Raw genomic sequence first — 16,453 nt, forward strand, 5'->3', positions numbered from 1 at the left:
AGTGCAGTCTTTATCGCATAGGCCTCATAACGATCTGGCGTAGAGAGCGGCCATGCTGCTTGAGGACGATGCAGTGGTGGGGTGACCTCCCCGACGAACTTCGGAAGCCAGTTGAATCTGTGGATGAAACATAAATCCATGACTAGCGGCTCACGTCATCGTTGATAAGCTGGCTGGGTGCACTTGACGGTTATGCCCGGAGAAGTTCAGTCTTGCTTACATTCGGGAGGCGAGATTCAGTATGGCAGTCGGTGAAGGCATAATACTTGGAGTAATCAGCTCAATTGTTTACGACGGACTAAAACGACCGTTCAAGGGAATGGCTGATCTGCTAAGCCGCCGCCGGCAGATTACGCGTGCACTTCAAACTGGAGGAGGGGTCGAGCCCCCTGAGCCTAGAGATGATAACCAAGCTACTTCTGATCTTATTCGTATAATTGCAAATGAGTACGGTCAATATACAGAGAATGTGGCGCGCTTTCTTACCGAGGTCGAGCGCAGCGTTGTGCCTGATGCGTTAAAGCAATTTATACTTTGCGGTAAGGAGCCGGTCGACGCGTTCCCGGCCTTTGATCTTATATACAAGGCGCATGCGCCTCTTCATTTCGAGAGCCAAACTTTGTTTGATGCGCTCACCGCTGCGGTGAGAGCCCGCATTGAGCAGGCAATCGACGAAAAGATGCTTTTCGAGGCGATTAAAGCACAAAATGGGGATTTAGCGGCACGTATCGACGGACTAGCGGCGTCGCTTCGTAGCGCAGCTGCGATCAATGATCTTCTATCGTCCGAGGCCATAAGCGAAATTCGATTGAAGATTGCCCGTGGCGTCGAGCAATCTAATAGGCAGGTAAACGTAGAGACTACGCAGGGAACAAGAAAGGTTAACGTCAAGAAGTTAGTAATTCCTGCGAGGTTGAAGCCTCTAGGAAGTAAGGACAAGATTCCGGCTCCACATCGAGATAGCGTCGGTGAAAAGCAGACTACAGTCGGCTATCTGCCTTTCCGAAGATCGTTTGACCGCGCGGTTATCTTGGGTGATCCGGGCGGTGGGAAATCCACGCTTACGCAGCTTCTTTGTTACGATCTAGCCAATCAAATAGTTCTGCAGGCAGCGAATCCTCAAGCATCCGGCTTTGATTCGCGCGATCAAAAACTGCCGATTCGCGTTATACTCAGGGCGCTTGAGAAGAGGCAGCGACAGGATCCTTCCTATCAGATCTTTGATTATCTGGTCGACGAAATCCGCGTCTATTGTGACAATGATTCTCAACTGGCGACGGCCTTTCTCCGTCAAACGCTTACGCTCGGGCAAGTTGTCATCTTATTCGATGGTCTCGACGAAATACTAGACGTCGGATCCCGTCGCACAATGACAGTACTCATTGAGCAATTTTCGAATGCCTATGCTTCTTGCCCATCGCTGGTAACATCTCGGATCGTCGGCTACGCGGATGCTCCGTTGACCGAAGACTATCAAATATTCACACTTTCAAGATTTAATAAAGACGAAGTAAGGAAATTTTCTGAATTCCTAATAAGAGCCGTTACGGGGACGAAAGTGCAAGAGGCCAAGGTAAAGGCCGATTTGTTTATTTCGCAAACAGAGAACGCTGCCGGAGATCTTCGAGAGAATCCACTTTTGCTCGGATTAATGGTTTACATATTTAACGTAAGGGGCGACGTTCCTAATAATCGCCCTGAAATTTATAAAGAGTGTTCGCTTCTTATGTTCGAGAAGTGGGATCAGCGACGCGATATCCTTTTCGAGTTGCCTACCGACTTTGACATGCTTGACCTTTTCGGCTTCTTGGCATCCGAGATCTTTGGAGAAGCCGAAACAGAAGATGGAGTTTCTGAAGAGTGGCTTGTGCAGCGGTTACGTACGTTCTTTAATAGCTGGTACGAGGATAAGGCGCGGTCGGTGGCGGCGGCACGCATCCTTGTAGACTTCATCACTGGGCGCGCCTGGGTTATGTGCGAGGTCGGTCCCGGTGTCTTCAAGTTCACCCACAGAACTTTCCTAGAATATTTCTTTGCGCGCCGATTAGAAGAAGAGGCCGGTAGCGTTACGGCGCTCATTCAAAACCATTTGCTCGCGAAGATCTCTCAGGCTCAGTGGGACGTTGTAAGTCACCTCGCCCTACAAATTGCGACGTTTCGAAGTGGACCAAAATCCATTCAAGCTATTGATGCGCTCTCTCGGTCCGCGGGGGAAATGAAATTGGCCCCCAATGAGGAGGTCAATTTCCTCAACTTTTGGGCCAAATCCCTCGAATATCTTACTATGCCTGAGGCAAGATTAAGGGAGGCGATAGAACACATTTTCCATCGTATAGTTCATTTGGGTGCGGTATATAGCCTTGATGCTGCTGACATTCTTCATGAGTTGATCGAGGCATGTGAGCGTAGGCAGGAATATGTGCAGAAGCTGATAAATTCTGTGTCTATGCCAATACTATCCGGACCGGCGAATGCAGAGCGAGATTTCCTAAACTACCTCCTTGGAATACGATTTTCTGGATATAGAACGAGGCGCGGGTCTAGTTATGTATTTCAGCACATTTGGCGTACTCTCGAGCAGAGTAGATCGTCAGTACGGAGCGATCAATGGAGCAGAGCTTGCGAAGACATTCACGAAGCAAGAATCTATATTTATGTTTACCGCGAAAAAATCGTAGAGCTTTATCGTCTTTACGGTGTTCAACTCATCTTTACGCCTTACTCCGCGCTGATTCCTGTTGAGATATACCGACTCCCATTTTATCTTTTATCCGAAGGGCTGCGAGTGGCTAGTGGCCGGGTAGGGCCACGTTTTTCTGATCTCCAGCTAAGCCGAGGTGACGCGGATGCGATTATCACGCTACTCTCTGACGACTTGCTGCAGATGCAGGGAGACGGGACAGTGGACACCGCGATATTTTCGGGCAATGAAGAAATGAGGCGAGTTTTTGCGTCTGAGATGATGCGCTATCTTGAGCACGTCCTGAGACGTTCACGCTTGCGACAGGCTGAGACTGTTTCCCGTTGTTTCTACATATTTATGCTGATGTTCTGGCAGGAGAACAAAGGAGATTGGCATGATAGGGACGGGGCACGGCGCGGCTCAAGTGTTTCTCAACGACTCGCGGACATGATTTCCATGGTAAGAGATGATAAGTTCTTAGAAGCCGCGCGCGGGATTTTAGGCATTGCTGAATCTCGCGCCTGATCGGTATCTTTATCACTCGAATGAAGATGCTTTTTGGTCAATGTTGCTCAGGTTTGTCTAAGGATGCGGTAAATTTGCATCCTTACACATCTGACTGTCTTTGCTATTCCCGATACAGTTGATCCTGCTGCGTGGATTAATCAAACCGAATCGTAGTCGAGTTGCTTTTTCCCGCCGACGTATGCTCCACGAAGCTTGGCAGCGACTATCCCGTCGCGTTGCCGTCCTTTGATGAATCGTTGCTCCATCTGCGCGACCATTCCCCGCGTGCTGTGAGTGACTGAGCTTCGTTCAAAATCGTTGCCGCTTACGCGCTGAACCAACCACTCCCCGAAAGCTGGTGAACACTGCAGCTCCTCAACTAGTAGAAGATCTATATCGCGGTTGGTCGCGTGGGTGAGCGTCAAGATGGTGTCGTCCGCCATACCTTAGTGCATTCGTCATTGGCACCGAGGCTTCGGTGCCGCCGATGCGGAAATAGGGTTGGCGACAAGTTGATTTTGGGGAAGATGCCGAGAAATTGAGGGCAGCTTCAAAACGGTAATGCAATTACAAGAAGCTGAACAGCCAACTAGCACCAGCAATCACACTGGAGATCGCAGTAACGACCGCCGTGACAGATACGATGAGCGTGATGATCGTGCTGTTCTCGATCCTTTTCGCAAGTTCCGTAGTTTTCTTGATTGCTAATAGAATTCTTGAGAGCCGTCCTGTCACACGAACGATTTCATCGTGGCCGTAGCCGTCTCTCCTGCTGACTTCGACGAGCTGTCCGCTGTAGTCTGTGAGGACAGCTATGTCCTCACGCATCTGCTCTTGTAGCGCACCTTCGGTGATGGCTTCGATAACAGGTGCGGCGTCCTGAATCGTCTGAATGACTTCAGGAGAAAGCTCAGGAACGTTCGTAGCCTGCAGAATTCGCCTGTTCTCAGCGATATCTGGATCCGTTCCTCGTATTCCTCGTGCGGCGTCTCGTAGGGCATCCAGAAGATTATGGATTTCGCCAGAACGTGGAAGCTCCTCGGTGCCGATTTTCGTCAGAATGCTATTGTGGACGGACGTAGCGTCCATCTCGATCATCTGAGGGTCATTCGCATACTTTGACAGCATACGACGAAGCTTTCGGACCTCGAGATCTTCTTCCCGCAGCCCATTTGAAGCTGACGCAAGGCAGTCTTCGAGAGCGTCCTCAACCTGACTCAGGGTAGATCGCAAGAAATTTGGCTTAACGGCGAGCTTTGCAACGATGTTGAAAGCGCCCGTTTCCTTATTCGAAACGATCCGTTCTGCGAGGGGAAGATGCCTGTCGAGCCGCTCTGCCAATCGGATGATGCGGTCATCAGACGGCTCCTCGCGATCCCGAGGTGACCATTCGTACGTGCCGTCTTCGTCCTCTATCGACTTAGCCACCACTTCGATGGCTTCGAAGCTATAGGTTCTGTCGAATTCCTCTTGTAGGGCTTCCAGGGGAGTGTAAGGGCCGCCGTTGATCCATTGGTACCCGCCGTCGCCAGACGAGTAAGGCAGGGAGTTTGCAGGATCCTCGTAGTTTTCAAAGAACCATTGGCGCATCTCATCGGCATCACCATTGGTGATAGATGCAGGCAGGGGGGCGACGACGTCATCCTCATCGGGCTCTTCTGGATCGACGTCAGGCGCGGAATAATCGATCTGGAAGTCGAAATCAGTCTCCAGTTCATGTCCGTTTACATCTGCTTCAGGTGTGCCTGAGATTGCGCCCTCTGGATACTCGGTAACCGACCATTCCAGTTCTCCCAGCACCGGATGATAGACGCGGGCAGTCCAGAGAACCTCGGGGCCCATGTCACGCTCATGACGGGAGACATCTTCCCAATCGAGCTCGTTGCTGGAGATCTGATAGACTTCGCGGGTATCGCGATGGCGGATAACGGCCGTTCCTGATGTCTGAATCATAAGTCACCGAAATGAATGCAATATCGGTGCTCGTATAGCCGCAGTTGCATCCTGACGAAAGCTGGATTCGCCTCTCGTAGCTAGTCTCATCATTTATTTGGCGGTGATATCGTCTGCACAAGCTCTTCGTAGAAGATGTCCATCATTTGGACTGCCTCTCGCTCCGCAATTTTTGGATATTCCTCCCTTGCGGCGAACATGCGTTTGAGCGCCTCCTTGGGGTCATCAGTGGGCGTACCTGGCAGTCGTTGAGAGACGTTAAACATGACTTTCATTAGCTGCTTGGTCATTTCCTCCGAGTTGTCTTTGTCAGCACCGACCATCATGAACATCCGTGCCGAAAACGCGTTCGAACAGGACAATATCGAGAAGGTGAGTGCGACGATGCGCGAGCTTTGCCGAACGCCGGTCGTGCGTGCAGCCGCGATCATGCCCGACGCCTGTCCCGCCGGCCCGGTCGGCACGATACCGGTTGGCGGCGTGGTGGCGTCGGAAGCGATCCACCCTGGTATGCATTCGGCCGATATCTGCTGCTCGATGGCGATCTCGATCTTCCCGGGTATCGAGCCTAAGGCCTTGCTTGATGCCGTCCACGCGGTGACCCATTTCGGTCCGGGCGGACGTCCGCGTGGCGCCCAGATTAAGCCTTCCGAGGCGACATTGTCGGCGTTCCAGGCAAACCCTTTGCTGAGGGAGATCCTCAGTGTGGGCATCGATCAATTCGCCACGCAGGGCGACGGCAATCATTTCGCCTATGTCGGCCAGATGAAATCAACCGGCGAGACGGCGCTCGTTACGCATCACGGATCGCGCGCTCCCGGCGCACGACTGTATGATCGCGGCATGAAGATCGCCAACCGGTTCAGGGAAGTGCTTTCGCCCGAAACGCATCGGGAGAATGCCTGGATTCCGGCCGAGAGCGAAGAGGGGGAAATGTACTGGTCGGCATTGCAGACGATCCGCCAGTGGACGAAGGAAAACCACTACGCCATCCATGACATGACGGCAGAAAAGCTGGCGGCGAAGGTGAGCGACCGTTTTTGGAACGAGCATAACTTCGTATTCCGCAAGTCCGACGGTTTGTTCTACCATGGTAAGGGTGCCACGCCAGCTTTCGACAACTGGGCGGACGACGCGACCGATCTGACGATCATCCCGCTCAACATGGCCGAACCGATCCTGATCGTGCGCGGCTCGAATGCGCCCCATGGCCTCGGCTTTTCGCCGCATGGCGCCGGCCGCAATTTCTCGCGTACGGCGCATATACGTCGCCTCGGCGAGGAATTCGGCGCCGATAACCGGGGTCTCAGCCCGAATAACATCGCGGCTGTCATGGAGAGGGAGACGTCGGGCCTCGACGCCCGCTTCTTCTCCGGCACGCCCGATATTTCGGAGCTGGCGAGCGCCTACAAGAACGCCGCCAATGTCCGGTCGCAGATCGAACATTACGGCCTTGCCGAAATTGTCGACGAGGTCATCCCATACGGGAGCATCATGGCCGGCGACTGGCAGAAGGACGCGCCATGGCGCAAGAAGCGCCGATAGTTGGAAAGTGAGGGCGGGATTTTCCGGCGGCCGACCGGCACGGACCGGCGCGCTTGTCTCCATGGCTCCGTCACATCACTCGATATACTCGCAGCCGGCTTCCTTCAGTACCTTGTCAACCCAGTCGCGGTTGACTGTACCAGCTTCGGTCTCGGCCATCTGCTTGGTTTCGGCGTCGTGCTTCTTGATCGTGGCCGTCAAAATATCATGCGCATCGACCTTCGGCACGCTGACGACGCCGTCGAGATCGCCAAGGATTAGGTCGCCCGGTTCGATGACGGTGCCGTTGATCGCAATCGGAAGACCGATTTCTCCAGGGCCGGTGCGATAGGGGCCTCGATGGGTCACGCCGACGGCGAAAGTTGGAATGTTCCGTTCCAAAAAGGCTTCGGCGTCGCGGATGGCGCCGTTCAGCACGAAGCCGGCCACGCCGCGCCGGATGGCATGGGCAAGCATCAGCTCGCCCATCAACGAATTGGCCAAATCCGCGGCAGCATCAACGACGATTACGTCGCCTGGCTGAGCCATGTCGATTGCCTTGTGCAGCATCAGGTTGTCACCCGGCCGGGTCCGGACGGTCAGCGCCGGACCTACAAGGTTGCCCGACTTATGCATCGGCCGCATTCCTGTGCCGAGCGCACAGATGCGCGACATAGAATCGCTTACATTGGCAACGGGAAGGCTTCGGAAGGACTGGACAAGAGCCGGCTCGATGCGATTCCAGTTCAGTTTGATGCGAAATCCGTACGTCATGAATACCTCAGGCAGAGAGTTCGGTTGGACGTGCAATCGAGCGTTCGTCCGGCGCATTGCCGTCGAGAACGCTGATAATGTGATGCGCGGCGATGATTGCCATCGCATCGGCGGAGCCGTATGTGACACCGCCAATGTGTGGCGTTGCAATCAGCGTGTTGAAGGCCCAAAGCGAGTTGTCGGCCGCCGGCGGCTCGGTGGCGAAACTGTCGAGAGCTGCCCCTGCGACAGTCCCAGCGCCGAGAGCCTCTGCAAGTGCCGCTTCGTTGACAATACCGCCGCGTGCGGTGTTCACCAGAACCGCGGAATTCTTCATCATCGCGAGCCTCCTCGCGTCGATCAGATCGCGTGTTGCCGCGGTCAGCGGGCAGTGAATGCTGAGAATGTCGAGCGCCGGCAGCATGGCGTCGATATCGTCTGAAGTTGCGAAACCATCGGCTTCTGCTGCGTCCGGCGCGAAGGGGTCATAGACCACGACTTCCATGCCAAGAGATTCGGCCATGCGTGCCGTCTCGCGACCGATCCCGCCGTAACCGACAAGACCTATTGTGGCGCCTAGGAAATCCTTGCCGATAAATGTCGGCTTCGGCCATTCACCGCTTTTCACGGCGCGATCGAGCGGCAGTATTTCCTTGATCAGACTGAGCACCAGCGCGATCGTGTGCTCGGCGACGGCACGCGAATTCGAGCCCATCGCCCGAAGCACGGGGATGCCGAGCTTGGCGGCTGCGGCGATATCGACATTGTCGACACCGACGCCATGCTTGGCGATGACCTTGAGATTGGGAGAAGCGGAAATCACCGCTTCGTCGATGCGGCCTTGGCGCACCATCAGTCCGTCAATCTTGAGATCGGCGGCGCGCTTGGCCACCACATCGGACGGATCGTAGGGTGGCGAGAAGAACACGTCGATATCATGCGCATTCAACAGTCTGATCGCCTTTTCAGCGATCTGGTTGTGGCTCACAAGGATGCGTCGGCCACGCATGCCGTGCTCGACCCCTTGGATGATGTCATGGATCATCAGCTAGCGCGTCCTTTCTGCGATTTGCGAATTAGATTTTCGGCGCGCGTGACGATCGGCGCGTCGATAAACTTGCCGTCCAGCATGAAGGCGCCTCGTCCAGCGGTCGCCTCTCTCTCGTTAGCGGCAACGACTTTCAGCGCCCAGGCGACCTCCTGCGGACTTGGCGCGAAACCTTCGTTGAGGATAGGAACGACGGAAGGGTGGATGCAGCTTGCCCCGTCAAAACCGAAGTCACGCGCCTCCAGTACGGCGGCGCGAAGGGCCTCCTTGTCGGCGAAATCCGCGATGGTTCTGAGAAGCCCGAGAGACAGCACGCCGGCCTCCTTGGCCGCGTAATGGATCATGAGCTTGGGATAACGCAGCACCTCCGGCGTCGGCTTCGCATTCATGGCGGTCGCAAGATCCTCGCCGCCGCAGGCAAGGGCCATGACGCGCGGCCCCTTGGCAATGGACCGAACCTCGAACAGGCCCCGCATGTCCTCTATCAGCGGCACAAAGGCGATCGGCGAGCGATCTTTTTCGTGGTTTTCGAGGCTCTTCGCCAAACGGACGAGAACATCGGGGCTGCAGACCTTCGGGACGTAAAGTCCGTCGGCACCGGCTTGCGTCGCGGCGATCGCGTCCTCGATCAGCCGCTCAGAGTGGTTGACGCGCACGAACACCCGGCCGCCGGCCTTCTTGATCGCCGGTACCCATCTCGCCAATCCATCTCGGGCTTCGGTCTTGGCTGCCTCGGGTAAGGCATCTTCAAGATCGACGATAACGGCATCGGCCCCGCGCTGACCGGCCTTTTCCAGAAAACGGGGCGCGTTGCCCGGTACGTAGAGGAGTGACGAGATCATGCCTTGTCCTCCAGGTCAGCCAAGGTCATGCCGATCTCGGCAAGGATTTCTTCGGTCTGTTCTCCGATGCCCGGTGCCGGATGACGAAAGCCCCCTGGAGTCGTCGAGAAGCGCGGAAAAATGTTGTGTTGCGGAATGCTGCCGAGATCGGCATCTTCCACATCCACGACGATTTCCCGCTCGGCAAAATGCGGGTCTGTGCTGATATCGGCAATGTCATAGACCGGACCAACGGTTGCGCCAGCGGCACGCATGGCTTTCAACGCATCGTCGCGGGTGCGGGTGACGAACCACGCGCCGAGTGCTTCATCCACCAGCTCGCGATGGCGGACACGTTCGACATTGGTCGAAAACCGCGGATCGTCCTTCATCTCCGGTCGGCCGACAATGTCGAAAATCCGCATCGCGATCACCTGGGTCGATCCCGAAAGCGCCACATATTTGCCGTCGCTGCACAGATAGACGTTGCGCGGTGAGACCGTATTGGAGCCTGAGCCGGAGCGCTGCTTGACCTTGCCAGTGACGCTATAGATCGATGCTTCCGGCCCGAGCGAGGCGAAGATCGGCTCCAGCAGGGAAAGATCGATCACCTGACCCTCGGCGTCACCGCGTTCGCGGGCAAACAGCGCCATCATTACGGCATTGGCACCCGTCAGTCCTGAGATCATGTCCGCCAGCGCCAGAGGTGGCAGTACCGGTTCGCGATCCGGAAAACCGGTGCGCGAGGCAAAGCCGCTCATCGCCTCGACCAACGTGCCGAAGCCGGGCAGCTTGGCATAGGGGCCGGTCTGGCCAAAGCCCGAGATCCGCACGATGATAAGCCCCGGGTTGATTTCCAGAAGGCTCTGCGGCGAAAGCCCTATTTCCTCCAGCGTGCCCGGCCGAAAGTTTTCGATGAAAACATCCGCCGTTTCCAGCAGCTTCTTCAGGGTTTTCAGCGCCTGCGGCTGACGCAGGTTGAGCGCGATCGAGCGCTTGTTGCGGCCATAGGTTTTCCAGTGAAGCGAATGGCCATGGTCGCGCCATTCGCGCAGCGCATCACCCTGTGGCGGCTCCACCTTGACGACGTCGGCGCCGAAATCGCCGAGCTGCAGCGACAGCATGTTTCCGGCAACCACGCGGCTGAGGTCAATGACCCGGATACCGTGCAGCGGGCCCTTTTGTTCCGGCTGAAACCGGACGGTTGTTTTCGTCTCTGCCATGAAAACCTCAATTCGCGCCGGGCTTGTCGGGGAAGACGGCGCAATGTTCCTGAGGAATGCGCACGAGGATCGAATCCTGCTTCAGCTCTGAAGGCGTCTGAACCCGGAACTCGATCGGGCCCGACCGGACCGCATATTGCCAGACCGAGCCGAGATAGGTCCGCTGATCGATCGACACCCGCATCGTGTTCGGGCCAGTCTCGTTCGTGAGCTCGATCTTTTCAGGGCGGATGGCAACGACGACGGAACCGTCCTTGCCTGCGGCACCGGGGGGCGTGACGAGCTCGCTGCCATCGGCCAAGCGGATGCGGGCTTTGTCGGCACCGTTCTCGACCATCGTTCCTTCGAAAAAGTTAGACGAGCCAATAAAGTCCGCGACAAAGCTGTCGGCTGGTCGCTCGTAGATTTCGCGCGGCGTGCCGAGCTGGCGCATCCGTCCCATGCTCATCACCGCAATCCGGTCGGAAACGGCCAGTGCCTCTGCCTGGTCGTGGGTGACGTAGATGGTGGTGACCTTCAATCGTTCCTGCAGCTCTCGGAGCCAGACGCGGGCACGCTCGCGCAGTTTGGCATCGAGGTTGGAAAGCGGCTCGTCGAGGAGCAGAAGCGGCGGGCGGTAGACGAGGGCTCGAGCAAGTGCGACGCGCTGCTGCTGGCCACCGGAAAGTTCGAACGGAAAGCGGTCCGCATAGGGAAGCATTTCCACGAGGCCGAGCGATTCCCGGATGCGCTCGTCACGCTCGGCTCTTCCAATCTTTCGGAGCGTCAGAGGAAAAGCGAGGTTCTCGGCAACGGTCTTGTGTGGCCACAGTGCGTAGGACTGGAATACCAGACCGATATTGCGCTTCTCCGGCGGTACCGTGTTTTTGGCGTTGCCATCGAACAGGATTCGGTCGCCGATGCGGATCGTTCCCGACGTAGCATGGTTGAGACCGGCGACCGCGAACAGCGAGGTCGACTTGCCGCAGCCGGACGGCCCGAGCAACGTCAGAAACTCTCCGGATTGAACATGGATGTTGAGGTTGTCGACAGCCGTGACGGCGCCGTACTTGATGGTCAGGTTCTGAAGGACGAGATCAGCCATAGATTTTGGCTCCCATGACGCGGCGAGCGATGATCACGAACGCGGCGGTAATGACGACTTGTATGGTTGCGAGGGCGGAGACCGGGCCGTTGTCACCTTGAGCGACAAGCTGCAGCATGGTGGTGCCGATGATTTCGGACCCCGGTTGATAGAGGAAGGCCGCCGTCACGTATTCCTTGAAGAAGTGGATGAACAGCAACGCATAGCAGCTGAACAGCGCGGGCTTGAGGATCGGCACAATGATGCGTGTCACGGTCGTCCACCAGTCGGCGCCGGAAATGCGCGCACCGCGGTCGAGTTCCTCACCGACCTGAGCAAGCGCCGGCGCGATGGCACCAAAGCCGACCGGAATATAGCGGATCATGAAAGCAAGGATCAGCACCGCGATCGTGCCGCGGATGACGTCTGCTCCGGGCAGCCAGATAACTGCGTAGAAGAACCCGAGGCCAGCGATGATGCCGGGAAGCGCGCGCGGGAAAAGCGCGATATATTCTAGCGCCCGGCTATGCTTGAAATCCGACCGGCGGGCGACCAACGCGATGACCAGAATGAAGAATGTGCCGATCGCAGCACCGATCGTCGCGACCAGAACGGAATTGACGATCGAGCGCACGTAGGTGGCCGAGCCAAGAACCTGCTCGAAATTGGCGGTCGTCATCACCTTCCAGACTGGTATGAGCGGTGTGAGGAAGCTCACCGCCGAGCGCAGAAAAATGCCTCCGAAGATTGAAATGATCGTCAGGAATGCGAATGCGAAGACGAACAGGAACGCCGGCCAGCGCCAGGCACCGAGATCGAGCGTCGAGGGACGGCTTGCCTTGCCGCGCACGGTGACGAAGCGGCCAGCGCCTTTCATCAGAAAGCCCTGTAACCAGACAAGCAAGGCAACGACGACCAGTAGGATGACGGCAGCCGCGCCCACAATTCCGTATTCTGGCCGTACCGCAGCGTTGATGCCGGCGTTATAGAGAAAGGTCGTGACCGTCTGAATTCCAGACGGACCGCCGAACAGCAGCGGGATGGCCAACATCTCGATGCCAACGACGAAGTTCAGCACGGCCGAATAGATGATCGCGGGACGGATCATTGGGATGGTGACCGAAAACAGGGCTCGGAAGGGACCAGCTCCGGTCGAGCGCGCCGCATCTTCGAGCAGCGGGTCGGCCTTTGTGACGGCGGCAAGACACATGAGATAGGTGAGCGGCGCCTGGCTGAGACCTGCGACGATACCCATGCCAGTGACACTGTAGAGATTCCAAGGCGCACCGCCGAGATAGGTTTTCGCCGCCAGCGTCATGAAGCCTGACGGTCCGTACATGGTGAACCAGCCGAAGGCGATGACGAGGTTCGAGACGAACAGCGGCCAGATAAAGATCTCGCCCAGCCACTTGCGACCCGGCAGGTTGGTACGACCGACGAGCACCGCCATGACAGCACCGAAGACCTGCGCGACGACCATCGTCAACGCACCGAAATAAAGGGTGTTGAAGAAGACGCCGGCTATGCCCGGTTCGCTAAACAGGCGGCTGAAATTGCCGACCGTCATGACAGCCGTATCGTCGTAGAGCGGCTTGTCGAGGAAGGCCTGGAAGACAATCGGGGTGATCGGACCGAATACGAGGATCGTCGTCAGCGCCGCAACGCCCCAGTAGATCGCACGCGATCGGTCTATCCCCCGTCCGGCCGTGCCGGGGTGGCTGATATCCGTCATCGATATTTCCTGTCAGGGTTGATGGAAGGGCCGACGACCAGTCGGCCCTTTGGCTCGGCTTACTTGCCGGCGATCGCAGCGTTCCACTTTGCGACGAAGGGACCGGCTTCCGTAATCAAGCGCTGGTCGAAACCGGCCGTGATCACATTATCCTTGCCGACGATTTCGCTTATCTTCTGAAACGTGTAGCGAACCTGGTCCTCTGGAACGTCCTCGCGATAAGGCACAAGACCGCCCTTGCCGACCTGAGTCTGGCCATCCTGGCTCAGCGCATAATCGACGAAGAGTTTTGCTGAGTTCGGATTAGCCGCGCCCTTCGGAATACCCATGCCGCGCAGCATCATGATCGTGCCGTCGTCTGGAAAGGCAAAGCCGAGGATTTCGCCACCCGGCTGTTCGAGGCGCGGGAAGATGGTGATGCCGGAAACGGCAATGCCCATGAGATATTCGCCGGTGGCGATCTTCTCGTTCATCGGACCGCCCGAGGTTTCGCCGCGGATCATCGGACCGATCTTGCGAAGTCCGGCCCAGCCGGCTTCACCTTTCTTGTCCATATAGGCCCACCATGCGGTAAGGCCGAAGCTGTTGCGGGCCGCATCGTAGGTGGTAATCTTTTCCTTGAACGTATCCGGATCGGCAACGGCGTCTTCAACCAGTGAGGCGAAACCTTTCGGGCGCTGATCTTCCGGCAGAAGAGCGGCATTGTACGTGATGACCAGCGGATCGGTGGAAAGCACATTCACGCCGGGATAGGGGTGGGCGAATTCCGGGAGCTTGGCGATCTCGGGGCTCTTGTAATCCTCCATCAGGCCGTCTTTGCCGTAGGATGCCCAGCGGTCGTTGGCGCCAGAGACCAGCACGTCGGCGGTGCGGGCGCTCGAGCCTTTTTCGGCTTCCCAGCGCGAATGGACAGTGCCTGACCCCAGATCGACAGTCTCGATCTTCACCCAAGGATACTTTGCGTTAAAGCCCTTGATGAGCGGCTGCCAGTTGTTGTCGGCCATGTTGGAATAGATCATCAGGCCCTTTTCGGAGCGCGAGCCTTCGATGATCTTCGAGTAATCAGCGGGATAACCGGCTGGGGCATCCTGAGCCTGCGCGAAACCGGCAATGCCGGCCAAAAGCCCGGCCACGGCCGAAAATGTTACGAATTTCATTCCTTACCTCCCTTTGGATAAACGACGACTGCGGCGCGCCAACTCCTCGGTAATCGCGACTGCAGTTTCCCTGACCACGTGACTGATGCGGTCGGAATTTTGAATGAAGCGCCCTTGCGGGCCAGATATATTGAAAGCAGCGATGGCTTTGCCATTTGCAGCAATGATCGGCGCTGCAGCACCGGCAGCACCTTCAACGACACCCATCGCATTGACGTAAAAACCTGATGCGCGCGCACTGGCGATGGCTTCTTGAAGTTTCGACTGCTCATCCTCGGACAGGGACGACGCTTCCGCATAGGCTTCCACATCCGCATCGCTGCCCGATGCCAAGAGAACGACGCCGCTCGCAACCTTGTGTGCTGGACGCGTCGGCACGATGTCGCGATCGTAAAGGATCTCTCGCTTGGGTAGCACTTTGTTGAGATAGCGGATCGATGGACCTTCCAGCACGGCGATGAACCCGCTCTCCCCCGTCTCTTGGACGGCATTCAAGAGATAAGGTGACACAAGCGCAATCAGCGCCCCGTAGTTTGGACCGTCTGCAGAGATCTCACCCGGGAGCCTGATGAGTTGGTACTCACCGCTGCCCAGTCGGTGTATGTAGCCGCGCTCGGCCAGCGATTGCAGCATGAGAAGCGCGCTCGATTTGGGCATGGCAAGTGCAGCCGCGATCTCTGAAAGGCTCGCGCCCTCCGGTGAAGCCGCAAACCACTCGATCATATCCAAAACACGCTCGACACCACGACCGCTCACGATAACCTCTATCTTCAAAAGTTCAGCATAATGAACAGATACAGAATAGTGAAAATTGACGAGGTAGTCAACACGCGACCATTTTGTTGCGTCTCTCCGTCTCGTGCTGCGGCATGCTGAGAGGCTTGAGTATCAGAGCCGGATACAGCAGCGGCGTGAAGGTTGGCGGCTCATTGACCAAAGCCGCAGTCCTGCGAATGGACGCGATCCAAGCCTGGCCTTGATCTGGCGATCCAGCGCGACAAATAGCTGTCTGATCGATGGGGAAATGCATCCGATGAAGACGCTCGCAAAGGCGGTTACCGCCTCGGTTCTGGTCCTGATCCTTCAGGGTTCGGTCCCATATCTTTTGGGGACATCCCCCGTACAGGCCCAGTCGCCACCCGATGCCACCGTATCTGACGCGGCGATGGGCAAGATGAACACGTACGTCGAGTTTCTCAACCAAACCCTGCGCGCGTCCGAGTCGCTACAGCGTTACGACAGTTGGGTCGACATGAAGAAGGGCCCGACCGGCAAGGAGCGCATCATCTATGGCATGTACTCTCTATACGACGTGAGAGAGTTGGCGGGCAAAGCCTTGGCTTCCGCTCAGGAAGAGCCAAAGCTGCCGGAGCTTGACGCTGCCATGACAGCCTATGTCGAGACCTACCAGCAACTGGCTCCCGTCATCGAGCGGGCGAACAAGTATTACGAGCGCCAGGACTATAAGTCGGACAAGATGGCAGACGGTAAGGCGTTCCATAAGGACATTGCTGCCCTATCGCCCGTCTATGAAGAACGCCGGAAGACAGTGGACGCCGCAATGAGGACCGAAAAGGTCAAGCTCGACCGCGCATCGCTACTCGCGCTCGAAAAGGCCGAGGGCAAGAAATCGCGCTGGCATGTGCGAAACGTCATGTTCCGGGCAGAGGCCGTGATGGACGTGATGCCGACAAACGAAAAGCCCGTGGTCGCCATGCCTGCATTCAGATCAGTGCTTGCCGACTACGCTCAGGCTGTCCGGGAGTTCGACGACTACGCTCTCCAGCATCCCAACTCATTCCACGTGTTTGAGTCCAGCCCGGCGTCGCTCCTGTCCAAGCTTCGCAATTTCGACGAAAAACTCGAAATGGCCAAAGGCGACGCCCGCAAAGGCGCGGGCGACGATCTCGAATGGCTTGTCTCTGACTACAACACGATGGTCTCTACCTCAGAGTCCGCTACGGTGTTTGCCAAGGACTGATATGCGTA

Annotated in this window: 14 protein-coding genes; 3 read left to right on the plus strand and 11 right to left on the minus strand. The window is 56.8% G+C overall.

Going from position 1 to position 16,453, the window contains the following annotated elements; translation table 11 throughout:
* Window positions 1–241 precede the first annotated feature (241 nt).
* On the plus strand, window positions 242–3,208 hold the full coding sequence (locus ACQY1J_RS21175; protein WP_430250779.1) for an NACHT domain-containing protein: 2,967 nt from the start codon (window positions 242–244) through the stop codon (window positions 3,206–3,208).
* A 140-nt stretch (window positions 3,209–3,348) separates the two neighbouring features.
* On the opposite strand, the gene ACQY1J_RS21180 is transcribed toward ACQY1J_RS21175, so the two are convergent.
* The 3 genes from ACQY1J_RS21180 to ACQY1J_RS21190 all read right to left on the minus strand — a co-directional run bounded on the left by ACQY1J_RS21180 (window position 3,349) and on the right by ACQY1J_RS21190 (window position 5,469).
* Window positions 3,349–3,633 (minus strand): hypothetical protein, encoded by a 285-nt coding sequence (locus tag ACQY1J_RS21180; protein WP_430250780.1) that lies wholly within the window; start codon window positions 3,631–3,633, stop codon window positions 3,349–3,351.
* A 124-nt stretch (window positions 3,634–3,757) separates the two neighbouring features.
* Window positions 3,758–5,143, minus strand: coding sequence for a hypothetical protein (locus ACQY1J_RS21185; protein WP_430250782.1), 1,386 nt, complete (start codon window positions 5,141–5,143; stop codon window positions 3,758–3,760).
* Between the two features lie 89 nt (window positions 5,144–5,232).
* Entirely contained in the window at window positions 5,233–5,469 is a 237-nt protein-coding gene (locus ACQY1J_RS21190; protein WP_430250783.1) for a hypothetical protein, read from the minus strand.
* Here ACQY1J_RS21190 and ACQY1J_RS21195 point away from each other — a divergent pair.
* Window positions 5,468–6,688 (plus strand): RtcB family protein, encoded by a 1,221-nt coding sequence (locus ACQY1J_RS21195; protein WP_430250784.1) that lies wholly within the window; start codon window positions 5,468–5,470, stop codon window positions 6,686–6,688. The genes ACQY1J_RS21190 and ACQY1J_RS21195 overlap by 2 nt on opposite strands.
* Window positions 6,689–6,763: 75 nt before the next feature.
* Here ACQY1J_RS21195 and ACQY1J_RS21200 read toward each other — a convergent pair whose 3' ends face one another.
* From ACQY1J_RS21200 to ACQY1J_RS21235, 8 genes are read right to left on the minus strand one after another with little or no spacing between them, the layout of a single operon-like run.
* On the minus strand, window positions 6,764–7,441 hold the full coding sequence (locus tag ACQY1J_RS21200; protein WP_062576988.1) for an RraA family protein: 678 nt from the start codon (window positions 7,439–7,441) through the stop codon (window positions 6,764–6,766).
* A gap of 7 nt (window positions 7,442–7,448) precedes the next feature.
* The gene (locus ACQY1J_RS21205; RefSeq protein ID WP_430250785.1) at window positions 7,449–8,465 is read right to left on the minus strand and encodes a hydroxyacid dehydrogenase; all 1,017 of its coding nucleotides are present in this window, start codon (window positions 8,463–8,465) and stop codon (window positions 7,449–7,451) included.
* Window positions 8,465–9,310, minus strand: coding sequence for an HpcH/HpaI aldolase/citrate lyase family protein (locus tag ACQY1J_RS21210; protein WP_430250786.1), 846 nt, complete (start codon window positions 9,308–9,310; stop codon window positions 8,465–8,467). The genes ACQY1J_RS21205 and ACQY1J_RS21210 overlap by 1 nt, the downstream gene beginning before the upstream one ends.
* Window positions 9,307–10,512, minus strand: coding sequence for a CaiB/BaiF CoA transferase family protein (locus ACQY1J_RS21215; protein WP_430250787.1), 1,206 nt, complete (start codon window positions 10,510–10,512; stop codon window positions 9,307–9,309). The genes ACQY1J_RS21210 and ACQY1J_RS21215 overlap by 4 nt, the downstream gene beginning before the upstream one ends.
* A 7-nt stretch (window positions 10,513–10,519) precedes the next feature.
* Window positions 10,520–11,596, minus strand: a complete 1,077-nt coding sequence (locus tag ACQY1J_RS21220; protein ID WP_430250788.1) for an ABC transporter ATP-binding protein — start codon at window positions 11,594–11,596, stop codon at window positions 10,520–10,522.
* Complete coding sequence (locus ACQY1J_RS21225; RefSeq protein WP_062576981.1) at window positions 11,589–13,307, minus strand: ABC transporter permease; 1,719 nt, start codon at window positions 13,305–13,307, stop codon at window positions 11,589–11,591. Before ACQY1J_RS21225 ends, ACQY1J_RS21220 begins: the two co-directional genes overlap by 8 nt.
* 59 nt (window positions 13,308–13,366) lie before the next feature.
* Window positions 13,367–14,464: an ABC transporter substrate-binding protein gene (locus tag ACQY1J_RS21230; protein ID WP_113166359.1), complete on the minus strand. Its 1,098-nt coding sequence runs from the start codon at window positions 14,462–14,464 to the stop codon at window positions 13,367–13,369.
* A gap of 3 nt (window positions 14,465–14,467) precedes the next feature.
* Window positions 14,468–15,220: an IclR family transcriptional regulator gene (locus tag ACQY1J_RS21235; RefSeq protein ID WP_430250789.1), complete on the minus strand. Its 753-nt coding sequence runs from the start codon at window positions 15,218–15,220 to the stop codon at window positions 14,468–14,470.
* A gap of 277 nt (window positions 15,221–15,497) precedes the next feature.
* Between ACQY1J_RS21235 and ACQY1J_RS21240 the strand changes: the two genes are divergently transcribed.
* The gene (locus ACQY1J_RS21240; RefSeq protein WP_430250790.1) at window positions 15,498–16,445 is read left to right on the plus strand and encodes a YiiG family protein; all 948 of its coding nucleotides are present in this window, start codon (window positions 15,498–15,500) and stop codon (window positions 16,443–16,445) included.
* Window positions 16,446–16,453 lie beyond the last annotated feature (8 nt).

Origin of the sequence: Neorhizobium sp. DAR64860/K0K1, assembly GCF_050500205.1 — a bacterium.
In the GTDB taxonomy this organism is placed as follows: Bacteria; Pseudomonadota; Alphaproteobacteria; order Rhizobiales; family Rhizobiaceae; genus Neorhizobium; species Neorhizobium soli.